At 65.4% G+C, this 16,202-nt stretch carries 19 protein-coding genes; 13 read left to right on the top strand and 6 right to left on the bottom strand.

From position 1 onward, the window contains the following. Window positions 1-23: 23 nt before the first annotated feature. Both XdyCFBP7245_RS04190 and murU read left to right on the top strand, forming a co-directional pair. On the top strand, window positions 24-1,043 hold the full coding sequence (locus tag XdyCFBP7245_RS04190) for an aminoglycoside phosphotransferase family protein (RefSeq protein ID WP_104614528.1): 1,020 nt from the start codon (window positions 24-26) through the stop codon (window positions 1,041-1,043). Further along, the gene (murU, locus tag XdyCFBP7245_RS04185) at window positions 1,040-1,750 is read left to right on the top strand and encodes an N-acetylmuramate alpha-1-phosphate uridylyltransferase MurU (RefSeq protein WP_104614527.1); all 711 of its coding nucleotides are present in this window, start codon (window positions 1,040-1,042) and stop codon (window positions 1,748-1,750) included. Before XdyCFBP7245_RS04190 ends, murU begins: the two co-directional genes overlap by 4 nt. A gap of 655 nt (window positions 1,751-2,405) precedes the next feature. Here murU and hda read toward each other — a convergent pair. The 3 genes from hda to XdyCFBP7245_RS04165 are packed head-to-tail and all read right to left on the bottom strand — an operon-like array spanning window position 2,406 to window position 5,382. After that, entirely contained in the window at window positions 2,406-3,107 is a 702-nt protein-coding gene (hda, locus tag XdyCFBP7245_RS04175; protein ID WP_104614526.1) for a DnaA regulatory inactivator Hda, read from the bottom strand. Then, window positions 3,104-4,273: an AI-2E family transporter gene (locus XdyCFBP7245_RS04170; RefSeq protein ID WP_104614525.1), complete on the bottom strand. Its 1,170-nt coding sequence runs from the start codon at window positions 4,271-4,273 to the stop codon at window positions 3,104-3,106. The genes hda and XdyCFBP7245_RS04170 overlap by 4 nt, the downstream gene beginning before the upstream one ends. Beyond that, a complete protein-coding gene (locus tag XdyCFBP7245_RS04165; protein WP_170068503.1) occupies window positions 4,270-5,382 on the bottom strand; it encodes a DUF2066 domain-containing protein in 1,113 nt (370 codons plus the stop codon). Before XdyCFBP7245_RS04165 ends, XdyCFBP7245_RS04170 begins: the two co-directional genes overlap by 4 nt. Window positions 5,383-5,404: 22 nt before the next feature. Here XdyCFBP7245_RS04165 and purM point away from each other — a divergent pair, with 22 nt between their 5' ends. The 6 genes from purM (at window position 5,405) to XdyCFBP7245_RS04135 (ending at window position 9,889) form a co-directional block, all read left to right on the top strand. Then, window positions 5,405-6,538 (top strand): phosphoribosylformylglycinamidine cyclo-ligase, encoded by a 1,134-nt coding sequence (purM, locus tag XdyCFBP7245_RS04160; RefSeq protein ID WP_211287637.1) that lies wholly within the window; start codon window positions 5,405-5,407, stop codon window positions 6,536-6,538. Window positions 6,539-6,553: 15 nt separating this feature from the next. After that, window positions 6,554-7,012 (top strand): hypothetical protein, encoded by a 459-nt coding sequence (locus tag XdyCFBP7245_RS04155; protein ID WP_104614522.1) that lies wholly within the window; start codon window positions 6,554-6,556, stop codon window positions 7,010-7,012. A gap of 22 nt (window positions 7,013-7,034) precedes the next feature. After that, entirely contained in the window at window positions 7,035-7,652 is a 618-nt protein-coding gene (locus tag XdyCFBP7245_RS04150; protein WP_104614599.1) for a DUF2238 domain-containing protein, read from the top strand. Then, a complete protein-coding gene (purN, locus tag XdyCFBP7245_RS04145; RefSeq protein ID WP_104614521.1) occupies window positions 7,639-8,307 on the top strand; it encodes a phosphoribosylglycinamide formyltransferase in 669 nt (222 codons plus the stop codon). Before XdyCFBP7245_RS04150 ends, purN begins: the two co-directional genes overlap by 14 nt. Before the next feature lie 65 nt (window positions 8,308-8,372). Continuing rightward, window positions 8,373-9,203, top strand: coding sequence for a DUF3108 domain-containing protein (locus XdyCFBP7245_RS04140; protein WP_104614520.1), 831 nt, complete (start codon window positions 8,373-8,375; stop codon window positions 9,201-9,203). A 2-nt stretch (window positions 9,204-9,205) separates the two neighbouring features. Further along, on the top strand, window positions 9,206-9,889 hold the full coding sequence (locus tag XdyCFBP7245_RS04135) for a DUF3108 domain-containing protein (protein ID WP_104614519.1): 684 nt from the start codon (window positions 9,206-9,208) through the stop codon (window positions 9,887-9,889). A gap of 846 nt (window positions 9,890-10,735) precedes the next feature. Here XdyCFBP7245_RS04135 and XdyCFBP7245_RS04130 read toward each other — a convergent pair. The 3 genes from XdyCFBP7245_RS04130 to XdyCFBP7245_RS04120 all read right to left on the bottom strand — a co-directional run bounded on the left by XdyCFBP7245_RS04130 (window position 10,736) and on the right by XdyCFBP7245_RS04120 (window position 12,690). Further along, window positions 10,736-11,059 carry a hypothetical protein gene (locus XdyCFBP7245_RS04130; protein WP_104614518.1) on the bottom strand — a complete coding sequence of 108 codons (324 nt, stop codon included), beginning with the start codon at window positions 11,057-11,059 and terminating at the stop codon, window positions 10,736-10,738. Next, complete coding sequence (murA, locus tag XdyCFBP7245_RS04125; RefSeq protein ID WP_104614517.1) at window positions 11,056-12,330, bottom strand: UDP-N-acetylglucosamine 1-carboxyvinyltransferase; 1,275 nt, start codon at window positions 12,328-12,330, stop codon at window positions 11,056-11,058. The genes XdyCFBP7245_RS04130 and murA overlap by 4 nt, the downstream gene beginning before the upstream one ends. Window positions 12,331-12,462: 132 nt before the next feature. Next, the gene (locus XdyCFBP7245_RS04120) at window positions 12,463-12,690 is read right to left on the bottom strand and encodes a BolA family protein (protein ID WP_104614516.1); all 228 of its coding nucleotides are present in this window, start codon (window positions 12,688-12,690) and stop codon (window positions 12,463-12,465) included. Between the two features lie 53 nt (window positions 12,691-12,743). Here XdyCFBP7245_RS04120 and XdyCFBP7245_RS04115 point away from each other — a divergent pair, with 53 nt between their 5' ends. The 5 genes from XdyCFBP7245_RS04115 to lptB are packed head-to-tail and all read left to right on the top strand — an operon-like array spanning window position 12,744 to window position 16,165. Then, on the top strand, window positions 12,744-13,745 hold the full coding sequence (locus tag XdyCFBP7245_RS04115) for a KpsF/GutQ family sugar-phosphate isomerase (RefSeq protein ID WP_104614515.1): 1,002 nt from the start codon (window positions 12,744-12,746) through the stop codon (window positions 13,743-13,745). A gap of 48 nt (window positions 13,746-13,793) precedes the next feature. Then, window positions 13,794-14,342: a KdsC family phosphatase gene (locus XdyCFBP7245_RS04110; RefSeq protein ID WP_104614514.1), complete on the top strand. Its 549-nt coding sequence runs from the start codon at window positions 13,794-13,796 to the stop codon at window positions 14,340-14,342. Beyond that, window positions 14,339-14,914 carry an LPS export ABC transporter periplasmic protein LptC gene (gene lptC, locus XdyCFBP7245_RS04105; RefSeq protein ID WP_104614513.1) on the top strand — a complete coding sequence of 192 codons (576 nt, stop codon included), beginning with the start codon at window positions 14,339-14,341 and terminating at the stop codon, window positions 14,912-14,914. Before XdyCFBP7245_RS04110 ends, lptC begins: the two co-directional genes overlap by 4 nt. Next, window positions 14,892-15,446 carry a lipopolysaccharide transport periplasmic protein LptA gene (gene lptA, locus XdyCFBP7245_RS04100; protein WP_104614512.1) on the top strand — a complete coding sequence of 185 codons (555 nt, stop codon included), beginning with the start codon at window positions 14,892-14,894 and terminating at the stop codon, window positions 15,444-15,446. The genes lptC and lptA overlap by 23 nt, the downstream gene beginning before the upstream one ends. After that, window positions 15,446-16,165 (top strand): LPS export ABC transporter ATP-binding protein, encoded by a 720-nt coding sequence (gene lptB, locus XdyCFBP7245_RS04095; protein ID WP_104614511.1) that lies wholly within the window; start codon window positions 15,446-15,448, stop codon window positions 16,163-16,165. The genes lptA and lptB overlap by 1 nt, the downstream gene beginning before the upstream one ends. The last annotated feature ends 37 nt before the right edge of the window (window positions 16,166-16,202 follow it).

The raw sequence follows: 16,202 nt of genomic DNA, 5'->3' as shown, positions 1-16,202 counted from the left end.
ACTTCACTACGCAACCACGACACATGACGGTATCGCCTTCTGACCCTGCGCGCGACGCGCTGCGCCTGCAATGGGCGCGACACGCACTGGATGACCCCTCTACGGTGTTGCAACGCGCGTCGGTCGACGCGGGGTTTCGCAGTTACTGGCGCACGCAGGGACGCGGCACCGATCGCATCCTGATGGATGCGCCACCGCAGCTCGAAAATGTGGCGCCGTGGTTGCGCATGCACGCCGTGTTGGGCGCGCATGGAGTCCGCGTGCCGCAGGTGCTGGCACAGGACCTGGAGATCGGCTTCCTGCTGCTGGAGGATCTGGGCGTACCGACGCTGGCGCAGGTCCTGACCGACGCCAATGCCGACGCCCTGCTGGATGGCGCCATCGCGCAATTACTGTTGCTGCAACAGATCCCGCCACCTGCCGACAGCGGGGTGTTCGGTGAGGCGCTGCTGCAACGCGATGCCGGTTTGTTCGAGGAATGGTTTCTAGGTCGCCATCTTGGCGTGCAGCTGGACTGCGGCCAGGCCGAGCAGTTGCAGCTGGTGCAGCGGCGCTTGATGGACAACGCGCTAGCGCAGCCACGCGTGTTCACCCATCGCGACTTCATGCCGCGCAATCTGATGCCGGTGCCCGATGGCCCGGCAGTATTGGACTTTCAGGATTGCGTGATCGGGCCGATCGCCTACGACCCGATCAGTCTGTTCAAGGACACCTCGGTAAGTTGGCCGATCGCACGCGTCGACGGCTGGCTGGCGCGTTATCACGCACGTGCGCAGGCCGCCGGATTGCCGGTGCCGCCACTGCAGCAGTTTCTGCGCGATGCGGACTGGATGGGCGTGCAGCGGCATCTGAAAAACCTGGGCATTTTTTCGCGTCTGAGCCATCGCGATGGCAAGCATTGGTATCTGGACAACGTGCCGCGCTTCATCGCTTATCTGGACGAAGTACTGCCGCGCTATGCCGAGCTGGCGCCGCTGATCGCGCTGCTGGACGAGGTTGTCAAACCCGCATTGGCATCACGCGCAGTGCAGGCGGACGCATGAAGGCGTTGATTTTTGCAGCAGGCTTTGGCGAGCGGATGCGGCCGTTGACCGAGCACACGCCCAAACCCTTGCTGTCTGTCGGGGGCACGCCGTTGATCGTCTGGCATTTGCGCAAACTGGCGGCGTTGGGCGTGGACGAGGTAGTGATCAATACCTCGTGGCTGGCCGAGCAGTTTCCGCAAACGCTGGGAGACGGCAGCGCGTTCGGGCTGCGTCTGACGTATTCCTATGAAGGCGCAACGCCGCTGGAAACCGGCGGCGGCATGTTGCATGCACTGCCGCTGTTGGGCGATGCACCGTTTCTGTTGGTCAATGGCGATATCTGGACCGATTTGGACTTTGCCCGGCTGTCGCATGCACCGGAAGGACTGGTGCAGCTGGTGCTGGTGGATCGCCCCGCGTATGCAGAGCGCGCTGACTTTGCGCTGGATGCGGACGGCAAGGTGCGCGCAGATCTGCCTGCAACGCTTACCTACTCCGGCATCGGCATGTATCGACCGACGCTGCTGCACGATTGGCAATCGGTGATTGGTCCGTTGCCAGAGCAGGCCGGCGCGGCGCCGCGGTTTGCCTTGGCGCCGATCCTGCGCGCGCAGATGGCGGCAGGCCTGATCGATGGCATCCACCATGCCGGGCGCTGGACCGATGTCGGCACGCCGCAGCGCCTGGCAGAATTGGATGCACAGTTACTGCGCAACGGCGGCTGATCGCAACTCGTTGCTGCAAGGCTCGTCATCAAGCGCATCGACTAAAAACCTTCGAGCGCTGGCTCACTGGTTGCAACGGTGTCTGCCACATGCGCCTTCGCCGATGGGTGAGGGGATGTCCGGACTGGCAATGACATCGCTGGGACGAAAGGAGCTGATCACACCGCACGTTAGCGGCAGGCAGCATCGCGTGTACCGCTCGCAACCACGCAGCGACCATCTCGACGGGTCCTTGCACGCCAACCGTTGACGGACCTTACGTGGCATGGATGCCACACAATAGCCTGCATGGAGGTACTTGTAGCGTGTCCCGCGATGGTGGGCGGGCAAGACTTCAACAGCAAACTCGCAGCATCGAGCGCGCGGTGCCCTCGCCACTTGCAGGACACGCCGTAAACCCCTCCATGGGGGCTCGATGGCCGCATCCATGCCGCCAACGGTCCCGCAAGCGGCTAGGACACCGCACAAGAAAGTTTGCTGGCTGCTTTATTGAAAGCGATGCTGACCTACCATCGCGACTGATCCTTATCCGCCCACCCTCGCGAGAACTTACGCGGCATGGGTACCGCGTAAGAGCTTGCCTGCACGTACTTGCAGCGTGTCCCGCGATGGTGGGCAGGCAAGCGCGCTGCAAGACAGCCGCAAATCCAATGCCTTACGCCCCGCGATCCTCAAGCACACGGCGCAGGAACGGCACCGTGATGCGGCGTTTGGCCGCCAACGATTCGCGATCCAGCCGATCCAGCAAGGCTACCAAGGTGGCAAGTTCGCGTTCGCTGTGCGTCAGCAGCCAGTCGATCGCCGCATCGTCCAGCGCCAGCCCGCGCCGCTGCGCACGATCGCGCAGCACTGCCGCGCGCGCCGCATCGTCGAGCACCGGCAATCCGATCCGGATGCATTGCGACAGCCGCGAACGCAGATCCGGCAGGACCAGCGCCAGGCCGTCGGGCATCTGCCGTGCGGTGTAGAGCAGGCTGATGCCGGCGGCGCGTGCGCGATTATGGAAATCGAACAGCGCCACTTCGTCGTCGCGCTGCCCGGCAATGCTGTCCACGCCGTCCAGTGCCACCAGGCTGCGGCCCTCCAGCGCTTCGAGCGCATCGCGCAGGCGGCCGGCTGCTGCGTGCAGCGGCAGATACGCGGTTGCCCGCCCGGCCTGCTCGGCCGCTGCGCACACCGCCAGCACCAGATGCGTCTTGCCGGTACCGGCGGGTCCGGCAAGATAGAGCCAATCGCTCAGCTGACCGGCAGCCAGCGCCTGCAATTGCGCAAGCAGGCCCTCGGGCGCGGCAATGTAACTATCGAAACGCTGATCGGATGGCGCGCGCAACGCCAATGGCAACTGCGGCACGCTCACGACCGATCTGCGTCCTTGCTCGGGTCGATGATGACGCTGCGCTCGGCCGTGGTGGACTGCAGCACGATGCCCGCACGCTCGCCGGCATACAGGTCGCTGCGGGTGTACTGCTCATGCGCATACCGCAGCAGCACGTTGGCCACCGCTGCCACCGGCAACGCCAGCAGCATGCCGAGGAAGCCGAACAACTGGCCGCCGGCCATCACCGCAAAGATCACCGCCACCGGATGCAGGCCGATCTTGTCGCCGACGATGCGCGGAGTGAGCAAATAACTTTCCAGCAACTGGCCGACCGTGAACACCACGCCCACGCCGATCAGCAGTTTCAGATCCAGCCCCTGCGCCTGCACGATGGCCGCCAGCAGCGCCAGCACGATGCCGGTGGTTGCCCCGAGATACGGAATGAAACTGATGAAACCTGCAATGATGCCGATCAACAACCCCAGATTGAGCCCGATGATGGACAGGCCGGTGGCGTAGATCGCGCCCAGCGCCAGCATCACCAGGAACTGGCCGCGGATGAAGCCACCCAGCACGTCGTTGGACTCCAGCGCCAGCCGGCTCACGGTGCCGATGTAGGCACGCGGGATGACCGCCGCCACACGCTCGACCAGGCGGTCCCAGTCGCGCAGGAAATAGAACGCCAGGATCGGCAGCAACGCCAGGTTGATCACCCAGGTCACCATCGCAAAGCCCGAGCGCTGCACGTAACCGAAGAAGGTCTTGGCGGCGCCGCCGGCCTGCTCCCAGTGGCTGCGGATCCAGTCGATCAAGCGCTCCGGGTCCAGCCAGCCCATCAGCTCCACGCCGGTCTTGGCTTCCAGCCACGGAATGGCCGTGCTGATCGCCCAGGTGCGCATCTGCGGCAAGGCATCGATCAAGGTCATGATCTGGCGTTCGATCATCGGCACCAGAATCATCAGCGCCAGCACGACCAACAGCAGCGCCAGCACGAACACCAGCGACACTGCCATGTTGCGCGAGCGGCCGGCGCGTTCGATGCGGTCCACCAGCGGGTCGCCCAGCCAGGCCAGCAACAGCGCAAGCACGAACGGCGTCAGGATCGGGGACAGCAGCGAGACCACCCACAGCACGCCGACAATGACCGCCACCCATTTGAGGCGGCGCAGGAATAAAGCGATTTCGGCTTCGGGCGTCAACGTCATTTCAGGCGGTACTCGGCGTGCTCGTTGTCGAGAATGATCGGGCCCTCGGTCGGTACAGAGACCGAGACCAGCGGGCTGTTGTCGCCGAGCATACGGTTAAGCCCCGAAATGCCCGTGAGCAGTTCCAGATCCACTTCCATGCGGTCGCCGTTGGCGCTGACCGGGCGAATGCTGCGCACCACCGACACGCCCTGCAACGCGGCGGCGACCCGCAGGTAATCGTCGGCGCTGTGGATGCCGGTGATCACGGCGCGGTACACCCCGGGCACGCCCGAATCCACCCGCTTGGCATAGCGCTTGACCAAGGCATCGGCGGCGCCATCGGCACCGGCGGCCATCGCGCGGCGCGCATCGCCGTCGCTGCTGGTCCAGCTCGACAGCACATTGCCGTTGTCCACGAACACCCAGTCGGCGGTCCAGCCGGCATCATTGCGGTAGAGCTTGCCGATCAGCTGCACCGGCGGGCTGTACTTGGCCGACGCGCGCGACACCGCGGCGGTGTCCTTGCGCCAGATCGCACCGGCCAGCGCCTGCTCGGCGGCCGCTCCGCCCGGCAGGCCGAGCCGGTAGCCGCGCTCGATCGCGCGGTCGAGCACGCTGCGTGCGGCGTTGGCCTGGGCAACGCCCACCAGGCGCGGGCCGCTGCCGTCATCGATGGCCAGCCACAACACCGGCTTGGGGCGCGGCAGCGGCCACACCGGCAGGCCGAGCGCGGCGATCAAGCCATCCACATCGGACTTGCGAAAACGCGCGACCAGGGTGGTGCGGAAGGTCGGCGCACCGGCGCGCGAGGTGCCCTGATCCTGGCGGTAGTCGTAGTGTTCGACGTAGTTGGGCGCATTGCGCAGCGCCTGCGGCACGCCGGGGCGGCTCATCACCGAGCGATCGCCGGAGACTTTGCCGAGCACGGCGCCCAGCGCGCGCGCCAGGGCACCGGGGCGATCGGATTCGCCCTGGCTGTTGACCGGCACTTCGGCGTCGTAGGCACTTTGCGCCTTGGCGACGTCGCCTTCGGTGCGCAGATCGGCCTGCGCAAAGGCCGGAACCACAGGCATGGCGACCACGAGGGCAAGAAAGAAAGCGAGACTGCGGCGCATCGACGGTTCCATGGTGTAAGCGTATCCGGGTGAATTGTTGCCCGAATGGGGCGCTAGCGCCAACGTGGCTGTTAAAATCGCCGCCTTTACTGCCGAGCCACCCACGCCCGTGACCAGCCCAACGCCTTCCACTCCCTCGCCCATGACCTACCGCGACGCGGGTGTCGACATCGATGCCGGCAATGCCCTGGTCGAACGCATCAAGCCGCTGGTCAAGCGCAGCTTCCGGCCGGAGGTGATGGGTGGCCTGGGCGGTTTTGGCGCGCTGTTCGACCTGTCCGGCAAGTACAAGGAGCCGGTGCTGGTCTCCGGCACCGACGGCGTGGGCACCAAACTCAAGCTGGCGCAGCAGCTCGGCCGCCACGACACCATCGGCATCGACCTGGTCGGCATGTGTGTCAACGACGTGCTGGTGCAGGGCGCCGAACCGCTGTTCTTCCTGGACTACTTCGCCACCGGCAAGCTCGACGTGGACACCGCCGCAGCGGTGGTCGGCGGCATCGCGCGCGGCTGCGAGCTGTCCGGTTGCGCCTTGATCGGTGGCGAAACCGCCGAAATGCCCGACATGTACCCGCCCGGCGAATACGACCTGGCCGGCTTCACCGTGGGTGCGGTGGAAAAATCGCAGCTGCTGGACGGCGCGCAGGTGCGCGAGGGCGATGTGCTGATCGGCCTTGCGTCCTCCGGCCCGCATTCCAACGGGTATTCGCTGATCCGCAAGATCTACGAACGTGTCGGCGCGCCGGCAGAGCATGTACTGGACGACGGCACCAAGCTGATCGACGCACTGATGGCACCGACCGCGCTGTACGTCAAGCCGGTGCTGGCGTTGCTCAGGTCGCACGGCGAAACGATCCATGCCATGGCGCACATCACCGGCGGCGGGCTCACCGAAAACATCATCCGCGTGATTCCCGACGGCCTGGGCCTGGACATCGATGCCACCGCCTGGACCTTGCCGCCGGTGTTCGCCTGGCTGCAGCGCGAAGGCGCGGTGGCCGATGCCGAAATGTGGCGCACCTTCAACTGCGGCATCGGCTTTGTGCTGATCGCCTCGCCCGAGCAGGCCGCCAAGCTGGAACAGGCACTGGACGCGCAATCGCTTGCGCATTGGCGCATCGGCCACGTGGTCGCCGCGCATGGCGACGAACGCGTGCGGATTGGCTGAGCCAAGGAGACCTGCATGGACGCTTCCCCTCCTGCCCTGCCGACGCCGGCCAGCGCCGATGACCTGCAGCACCTCAAGCTGCTGTCGATCTTTCATTACGTGCTGGCCGGCATCACCGGGCTGTTTTCGCTGTTTCCGCTGATCCACCTGTTCATGGGGCTGGCCATCGTCACCGGGCACTTGCCGATGCAGGGCAGCAATGGCGAAGCGGCACCGGACGAGATGCGCTTGTTCGGCTGGATCTTCGTGGTGTTTGCGGCCGCAATCATCACCTGCGGCCTGACCCTGGCCGGCTTCATGGCCTATGCCGGCCGTTGTATCGCCCAGCGCCGGCGGCATCTGCTGTGCCTGGTCGTGGCCGGCATTTCGTGCTCCTTCATGCCGTTCGGCACCGTGCTTGGCGTCTTTACGCTGATCACCTTGTTGCGCCCCCAGGTCAAGGCACTGTTCGGCCCTGCCGCAACCGCCGCCTGAGAGCCACGTGATCATCAGGACCCTGCGCCGCGCCAAACCGGCTGCGTTGACCGTCACCATCGCGGTGTTCCTGGCGAGCTGGATCGCACCGCTATGGCCGGTCGAACAGGCCTTGCATAGTTCGTTGACCGTGATCGGCTTGATCGCACTGGTGTGGGCCGACCGTCGCTGGCCGCTGGAGAACGCCGCCTTCGTGGCGATCTGCGTGTTTATCGGATTGCACTGCATCGGCGCGCGCTGGCTGTATTCCAACGTGCCCTACGAGCAATGGAGCATGCAGTTAGTGCACTGGTCGCCCAGCACCACGTTCGGCTGGACGCGCAATCATTTCGACCGTTTGATCCACCTGTTGTTCGGGCTGTGCTTCACGCCGGCCATTGCGCAACTGGCGTTGCGGCTGTGGCCCCGCCTAACGCTGCGGCAGGCCTTCGCGCTGACGGTGATGAGCATCATGTGCGTCAGCCTGGTCTACGAGTGGTTCGAGTGGGGCATTGCGCTGCTGCTGTCGCCACAGTCCGCCGAAGCCTACAACGGCCAGCAGGGCGACCCCTGGGACGCACATACCGACATGCTGCTGGCAACCTTCGGCAGCCTGGCGGCCTACCCCGTGGTGAGGACACTGTTCAATGCTCGCAACTGATCCCCGCCTGCGCCTGGCCGTGCTGGCCTCCGGCCGCGGCAGCAATCTGCAGGCCATCCTTGACGCGATCGCCAGCGGGCGCTTGCACGCAGAAGTGGTCGGGGTGTTTTCCGACCGTCCGCAGGCGCCGGCGCTTCAAAAAATGGACGCGACATGTCGCTGGAGCGCCAGCCCGCGCGACTTCGCCGACCGCAACGCCTTCGACGCCGCGCTGGGCGATGCCATCGCCGTCGTACAGCCGGACTGGGTCATCTGCGCCGGCTACATGCGCATTCTGGGCGAGCCATTGGTGCGGCGCTTTGCCGGGCGCATGCTCAATATCCACCCGTCCCTGCTGCCCAAGTACCGTGGCTTGCACACCCATGCGCGCGCGCTGGAGGCCGGCGATACCGAACACGGCGCCAGCGTGCATCTGGTGGTGCCGGAACTGGATGCCGGCAGCGTGATCGCACAAGCGCGCGTGCCGGTGCTTCCCGGCGACAGCGCCGAGCAATTGGCCGCGCGCGTTCTGGCCCGCGAGCACCCGCTGCTGCTCGCCACACTCGACCTGCTGGCCAGCGGACGCCTGCAGGTGGACGGGGATGCGGTGCATGTCGACGGTCAGTGCCTGTTTACGCCACTACGACTAGAGTCCGCTGACGCCGCGCTCGCCTGAATGCGGATACGCCCCCCTCATCCCGTCTCGGACATCCTTGTGGCCCCGTGCCTCCGCTCCCGCGCATGAAAGCCATCCCGATCGCCGCCGCGCTGTTGACCACGGCCCTGCTTTGCCAGGCCGGCGCAGGCCGTGCGCAACAGGCAGCGGCCCCGTCGGCAGCTGCCGCGCAAACACCTGCCACGCCTGTTCCGCCGGTTGCCCCCGCGGCTGCAGCCGCGCTGCCGGCAAGCACCTGGACGCCGCCGCCGTTGGAGCCTTTCGTGGCGACCTACCAGGCGTTCTACCGCAGCAAGGAGGCCGGCGATGCCACCATGCAGGTCAGCCACGGCGAAGGCAGCCAGTGGCGCATCGACATGTCGGTCCGCGGCCGCAAGGGCTTCGCCAGCATCCTGGGCCTGAACCTGGAACAGAGCACGGTGTTTCGCGTCGATGGAGATACCTATGTGCCGTTGAGCCAGAGCACCGTGCGCAAGGCGATGTTCTTCGGCAAAAAAGTCACCGGCGTCTACAACTGGCAAGCCGGCACCGCGCAATGGGACGGCGACCTGAAGAAAGAGCGTCAGCAACCCATTCCACTGCAGCACGGCGATCAAAGCGCACTGTCGTTGAATCTTTCGCTGATGCGCGATGCGCAGCCCGGCCGCAGCCTGAGCTACCGCTATGTCGATGTGGGCCGGGTGCGCAAATACGATTACCGCGCCGCCGACACCACCGAAGTGGTGCAGGTCGGCGACCTGAGCTACGACGCGTTGCGCGTGTACCGCGTCAACAGCGGCGACAACGAAACCATCCTCTGGATCGCCAACGGGGTTCCGACTCCGGTGCGCATCCTGCAACGTGACAAAGGTGAGGATCAGGTCGATCTCCGCCTCGTCGAATACCAAGGAGTGTGACCATGAAAACCTTCTCTCGCACCAGCACCTTGATCGCTGCCGCCGCACTGGCCGTGGCCAGCCTGCCGGCATTCGCGATGAAGCCATTCCAGGCCGATTACTCCGCCAATTACATGGGCATGCAGGCCAACGGCACGATGACGCTGGCCGCGGCCGGCGCCAACCAGTGGCGCTACACGCTGACCATCCAGAACCAGCTGGCCAATCTGACCCAGAGCACGGTGTTCGAAGAAACCAGTGGCCAGCTGCGCCCGGTCAGCAGCAACGACACCTCGTCGATGATGATCAAGCGTCGCAACGTCACCGCCAATTACGACTGGAAAACCAGCCAGGCGACCTGGGGCGGCGATATCAAGCCGGACCGCCGCGGTCCGGTCAAACTGCAGCCTGGCGACATGGACGCGTTGCTGATCAACCTGGCGATCACCCGCGATGTGGCCGCCGGCAAGCCGCTCAACTACCGCATGGTGGACGAAGGCCGCATCAAGCCGATGAGCTACAAGGTGATCGGCAAGGAAACCATCACCGTCAACGGCAAGCAGGAACAGGCCACCAAGGTTTCGCGCGTGGATGGCGACAAGGAATTGATCGCCTGGGTGGTCAAGGACCTGCCGGTGCCGGCGCGTCTGTTGCAGAAGGAAAAGGGCCAGGACGTGCTGGACCTGACCATCAAGTCGCTGCGTTAAGCGCGTCAAACCGTCGACCAAAGGACTGATTGCCACCATAGTCCCGGTCGTAAAGTCATTTAGTGCAGTCAAACGCTTACTGAGTCGAGGGCACGGTGCCCTCACCGCTCGCGGGACACGCCGTAAATCCTTCCTTGGAGGCTCGGTGGCGGCATCCATGCCGCCACACGGTCCCGCAATCGGTGAGGACACCGCGCCAGAGAGTTAGTCGGTTGTTTTGTTGAAAACATGCACACCGATCGTCTCGACGGGTCATTGTCCGCTCACCGCCGAGGCACCTTACGCAGCATCAATGCAATGCCGCAGTAAGAGCTTGCAAGGACGTACTTGCAGCGTGTCCTGCGGTGGTGAGCGGCTAAGGGCTCTGCAGCAAACTCGCGGCGTCGAGGGCGCGATGCCCTCACCGCTCGCGGGACACGCCGTGAATCCTTCCTTGCAGGCTCGTTGGCGGCATCCATGCCGCCACACGGTCCCGCAAGCGGCGAGGACACCGCACCAGGAAGTTGGTCGGTAGCCAAGTAAAAGGTTGCCATCTCGCGGGTTGCATTGGCTTGCGAGCACGGCTGCAACTACATGAGATCCAGCGCATCAGAAGCACGTCATGCACTACTTGCACCATGCACACCGACCATCATGACTGGTTCTTGCCCGCCCACCGTCGCAGGACCTTATGCGGCATGGATGCCGCGTAAGAGCTTACACGGACGTACTTGCGGCGTGTCCCGTGATGGTGGGCGGGCAAGGGCCCTGCACCGAAGCCGCAGATCAGCCGCTCCACAAGTAATCTGTCCTCGCTGACCTATCACTTGCTCCAATGGTGATCCATCCGCACGCACCTATCACTTCTCAGGGCTTGGCAGCAGCCTTGTCATCGCCGGTACTGAACACCGTGCGGCAATCCACGCGGATCTGTTCGTCGTTCCTGCGCCAATAGAACAGATCGCAATGGCGCTTGCCTTCGACGGTCTTTTTCACCGCCACCGCGTAGAACGATTGCGCGATCTCGTTGCGGCTGGCAGTGCCGTCGCCGTTCCAATCCATATCCTTGAACTCGACGCCCTGGGTGATGGCCATGCCCACGCTCCAGGCGTAGGCCAGCCACGCCAGGATCAGCACGATCACGCCCAACAGGATCTTGCGTCGGGTGGTGAATCGCCCGCGCAGGATCATGCGGTGCGCTGGATGGTCGCGCCCAGCGCCCCCAGCTTCTCCTCGATGTTTTCGTAACCACGGTCCAGGTGGTAGATGCGATCGATGGTGGTGTCGCCGTCGGCCACCAGCCCGGCCAGGATCAGCGAAGCCGACGCGCGCAGATCGGTGGCCATCACCGGTGCGCCGCTGAGGCGCTCGGCGCCGCGCACGATCGCGGTATGGCCTTCGACCTGGATGTCCGCGCCCAGGCGCAGCAGTTCGTTGACGTGCATGAAGCGATTTTCGAAGATCGTTTCGTTGATCACGCCCACGCCCTCGGCCACGCAGTTGAGCGCCATGAATTGCGCCTGCATGTCGGTGGGAAACGCCGGGTACGGCGCGGTGGTCAGGTTGACCGCGCGCGGGCGCTTGCCGTGCATGTCCAGGGTGACGCTGTCGGCGGTGGTGGTGATGGTGGCGCCGGCTTCGGTGAGCTTGTCCAGCACCGCATCCAGAGTGTCCGGGCGCGCGCGACGCACGGTGACGCTGCCACCGGTCATCGCCGCAGCGACCAGGAAGGTGCCGGTTTCGATGCGATCCGGCAGCACCGCATGGTGCCCGCCCCCCAGACGCTCCACGCCGTGCACCACGATGCGCGGCGTGCCGGCGCCTTCGATCTGCGCGCCGAGCGCGATCAGGCAATCGGTCAGATCCGTGACTTCCGGTTCCATCGCCGCGTTTTCCAGCACCGTAGTGCCTTCGGCCAGCACGGCGGCCATCAGCACGTTTTCGGTGCCGGTGACGCTGACCATGTCGAACACGTACCGGCCGCCCTTCAGACGCCCATTGCTGGTGGCCTTGATGTAGCCGTTCTCTACGCTGATCTCCGCACCCAGCGCCTGCAGGCCCTTGATGTGCTGGTCCACCGGGCGCGAGCCGATCGCGCAACCACCGGGCAGGGACACTTCTGCGGTGCCGTAGCGCGCCAGCAGCGGGCCCAGCACCAGGATCGAGGCGCGCATGGTCTTGACCAGATCGTACGGGGCAACCTGATGGGTCACCGAGCGCGGGTCGACCAGGATCGAGCGGCCCTTGGCCAGGGTGCCTTTGTCGATGGTGACCTCGGCGCCCAGCTCGCTGAGCAGCTTCACCGTGGTGATCACATCGTGCAGGTGCGGCACGTTACTGATTTCCACCGGCGCATCGGCCAGCAGGGTGGCGCACAGGATCGGCAGCACTGCGTTCTTGGCGCCGGAAATATTGACTTCGCCATGCAGCGCTTGGCCGCCGGTCACTACGATTTTTGCCATGGGAGCTTGGGAGATCCGAAAGAGATGTCGGGGGAATGAGAGATCGCGGGATTAAGAGCTGAGACAACGGCGTGCCGGACGACGCGCCCCGGGCGGCACTACGGCCGGGGCCGGTCTGCCCGACGGCGCCGCTCAGCCTTCGTCGGGGGTCAGCGTCTTGAGCTGCAGCGCGTGGATCGCGCCACCCATCAACTCGCCCAGGGTCGCGTAGACCATGCGGTGACGCGCCAACGGGGCCTTGCCGGCAAATGCCGGGCTGACCACGGTCGCCTCGAAGTGCACACCGTCGTCGCCGTGCACGTCGACGCGGGCTTCGGGCAAGCCGGATTCGATGAGTTTACGGATGGTTTCGGCGTCCACAGGGCGTTTCCTCATAAAATGAGTGCACATTCTACTCTTCACCCGAGTCCCGCATGGCCGTCTCGCACCTGCCCACCGCCACCGTCAGCGACGCCAGCCTGGTCGCCAGCGGGCAGCGCGTGCTGGAGATCGAGCGTGAGGCGCTGGCCAGCGTGGGCGCGCGCATCGGCGACGCGTTTGCCGCGGCATGCCGGCTGGTGCTGGCGTCGCGCGGGCGGGTGGTGGCCACCGGCATGGGCAAATCCGGCCATATCGCGCGCAAGATCGCCGCCACCCTGGCGTCCACCGGCACCCCGGCGTTCTTCGTGCATCCCGGCGAAGCCGGCCATGGCGACCTGGGCATGATCACCGAGGCCGATATCGTGCTGGCGCTGTCGTATTCGGGCGAATCGGACGAAGTGCGCATGTTGCTGCCGGTGCTCAAGCGCCAGGGCAACCCGATCATCGCCATGACCGGCCGCCCCGGCTCCAGTCTGGCCCTGGCCGCCGACGTGCACCTGGATGTCAGCGTCTCCGCCGAGGCCTGCCCGCTGCACCTGGCACCGACCTCCAGCACCACCGCCTCGCTGGCGATGGGCGATGCGCTGGCGGTGGCGCTGCTGGATGCGCGCGGTTTCACCGCGGACGACTTTGCGCGCTCGCACCCGGCCGGCAGCCTGGGCCGGCGCCTGCTGCTGCACATCACCGACGTCATGCACGGCGGCGATGACCTGCCCAGCGTGCGCGAAGATGCCAGCCTGAGCCAGGCGCTGATGGAAATGAGCCGCAAGCGCCTGGGCATGACCGCGGTGGTCGACGACGACGGTCGCCTGATCGGCCTGTTCACCGACGGCGACCTGCGCCGCGCACTGGACAGCGACATCGACGTGCGCAGCGCCGGCATTGCCGAGGTGATGACGCGCAACCCGCGCACCATCGGCGCCGACCAGCTGGCAGCCGAGGCCGCGCGGCTGATGGAGGACTACAAGATCAATGGCCTGATCGTAGTGGACGCCCAGCAGCGTGCGGTCGGCGCATTGAACATTCACGACCTGTTGCGCGCCAAGGTGGTTTAACAGGTTCAGTTTTCAACTGCGGAACCCCGTTCTCACCGATTCGTGCCGATGCCCTACTCTCCCTTGCAGCACCTCCCCGCCGAGCTGATCGAACGCGCCGCGCGTATCCGCCTGGCCTGTTTCGACGTCGACGGCACCCTGACCGACGGGCGCCTGTACTACGACCATGCCGGCAACGAGAGCAAGGCGTTCAACGTGCTCGACGGCCAGGGCCTCAAACAGCTCGAATACGCCGGCATCCATGTCGCGCTGATCACTGCGCGCGCCAGCCTGTCGGCGGAAAAGCGCGGCCAGGATCTGGGACTGCACGTGCAGATCGGAGTCAAGAACAAGCGCCTGGCGGTGCTGGCGCTGTGTCAGGAACACGGCCTGTCGCTGGACCAGGTGTTGTTCATGGGCGACGACCTGCCCGATCTGCCGGCGTTGCTGGCGGTCGGCCTGCCGGTGGCGCCAGCCAACGCGCACCCCTGGATCGCCGAGCGCGTGCAGTGGCACACCCAGGCACGTGGCGGCGAAGGCGCCGCTCGCGAGGTCTGCGATGTGGTGCTCGCCGCGCAAGGCCAGGTCCAGGGCATCATCGAAAGGTTTTCCGCATGAGCGTGAACTGGCGCACCACCCTGGGCGTGGTGCTGTTTGCCGCCGCAGTCATCTCCGGCTGGTCGGCATGGCAGCAACGCGCCCGCCCGGTCGCGGCAGCGGTGGATGAGTCGAAAGTCGACTATGTGCTGCGCGACTTCGAACTGATCGCCCTGGACAAGCAGAGCGGCAAGGAATCGATGACGCTGCGCGCGCCGGAAATGCACCGCAACCGCGCCGACCAGACCTCCGACATCACCACGCCGGTGTTCCTGCTGCCCGACAACGCCAACCAGCCGTGGACGCTGCGCGCCAAGACCGGCTGGGTCAGCCCCAAGGGCGACGAGCTGCGCTTGCGCGGCGATGTCCAAGGCGACAGCCCGACCGCCGGCGCGACGCCGCCCACCACCTTCCGCACCGAAAGTCTGGACGTGTTTCCGCAGCAGAACCTCGCCAAGACCGCTGCTCCGGTGACCATGCGCCGGCCGGGTATCATGCAAAGCGGGGTCGGCTTCGAAGCCGATCTCAAATCACGCCAGTACAAGCTCCTTTCTCAGGTCAAGACCCGCTATGAACCGAATGCTGCCCGCTAAACTGGCGTTTGCCGCGCTGCTGTTGCCTGCCATGGCGATGGCCAAGACCAGCGACCGCAATCAGCCGATGGCGATCGACTCCAATGCCAACGATTGCAACATGCTCGACGACAGCGGCAAGTGCCGTTTCAGCGGCAATGTGGTGATCACCCAGGGCACGCTGGAAATCCACGCCGATACCGCCGACATCTTCCAGAAGAACGGCCAGACCGACCGTGTGGTGCTCAACGGCAAGCAGGCCACGCTCAAGCAGCAGATGGACGACGGCGCGATGATGAACGGCCAGGCCGACAACATCGAATACAAGGTCGCCGACGAGATCATCATCCTGACCGGCAACTACAAGGTCGACTCGCCCAAGGGCACCAACGCCGGCCAGCGCATGGTCTACAACACCAAGACCGGCAATATGCAGAGCGGCGGCGACGGCAGCCGCGTGCGCACCATCATCCAGCCCAAGAATGCAGCCCCCACCGCGGCAACGCCGGCACCGGCCGCCAAGCCTGCTGCCAAGCCGCAGGGGAAGAAGTAATGCTGGTCGCCACCGGTCTGCGCAAGAAGTACAAGCAACGCGAAGTGGTCAAGGAATTCGGCCTCACGCTCGAGGCCGGCGAAGTGGTCGGCCTGCTCGGCCCCAACGGCGCCGGCAAGACCACCTGCTTCTACATGATCGTGGGCCTGGTCGAAGCCGACGCCGGGCGCATCGAGCTGGACGGACGCGACCTCACCGCCGAGCCGATGTACGCGCGCGCCAAGCTCGGCGTGGGGTACCTGCCGCAGGAACCGTCGATCTTCCGCAAGCTCACCGTGGCCGACAACATCCGGCTGGTGCTGGAGCTGCGCGAGGAACTGGACACCGCCGGCCGCGAGAAGGAACTGGCCTCGCTGCTGGAAGAATTGCAGATCACCCATGTGGCCGATCAGCTCGGCGCCAGCCTCTCCGGCGGCGAGCGCCGCCGCTGCGAGATCGCCCGCGCGCTGGCCGCAAAGCCGCGCATGATGCTACTGGACGAACCGTTTGCCGGCGTGGACCCGATTTCGGTCGGCGAGATCCAGCGCATCATCATTCACCTCAAGGAACGCGGCATCGGCGTGTTGATCACCGATCACAACGTGCGCGAGACCTTGGGAATCTGCGACCGCGCGTATATCCTCGCCGAGGGGGGCGTGCTGGCGCAGGGGGCACCGGACGCGCTGCTAGCCAATCCCGACGTCCGTCGCGTGTATCTGGGGGAAACTTTCCGCCTTTGAGCGCGTCGCCGCGCCATCGATTCTTCCAGTCAGTGCC

Origin of the sequence: Xanthomonas dyei (genome assembly GCF_002939865.1) — a bacterium.
Classification (GTDB): domain Bacteria; phylum Pseudomonadota; class Gammaproteobacteria; order Xanthomonadales; family Xanthomonadaceae; genus Xanthomonas; species Xanthomonas dyei.
This window is presented reverse-complemented; position numbering and strand designations above follow the sequence as displayed.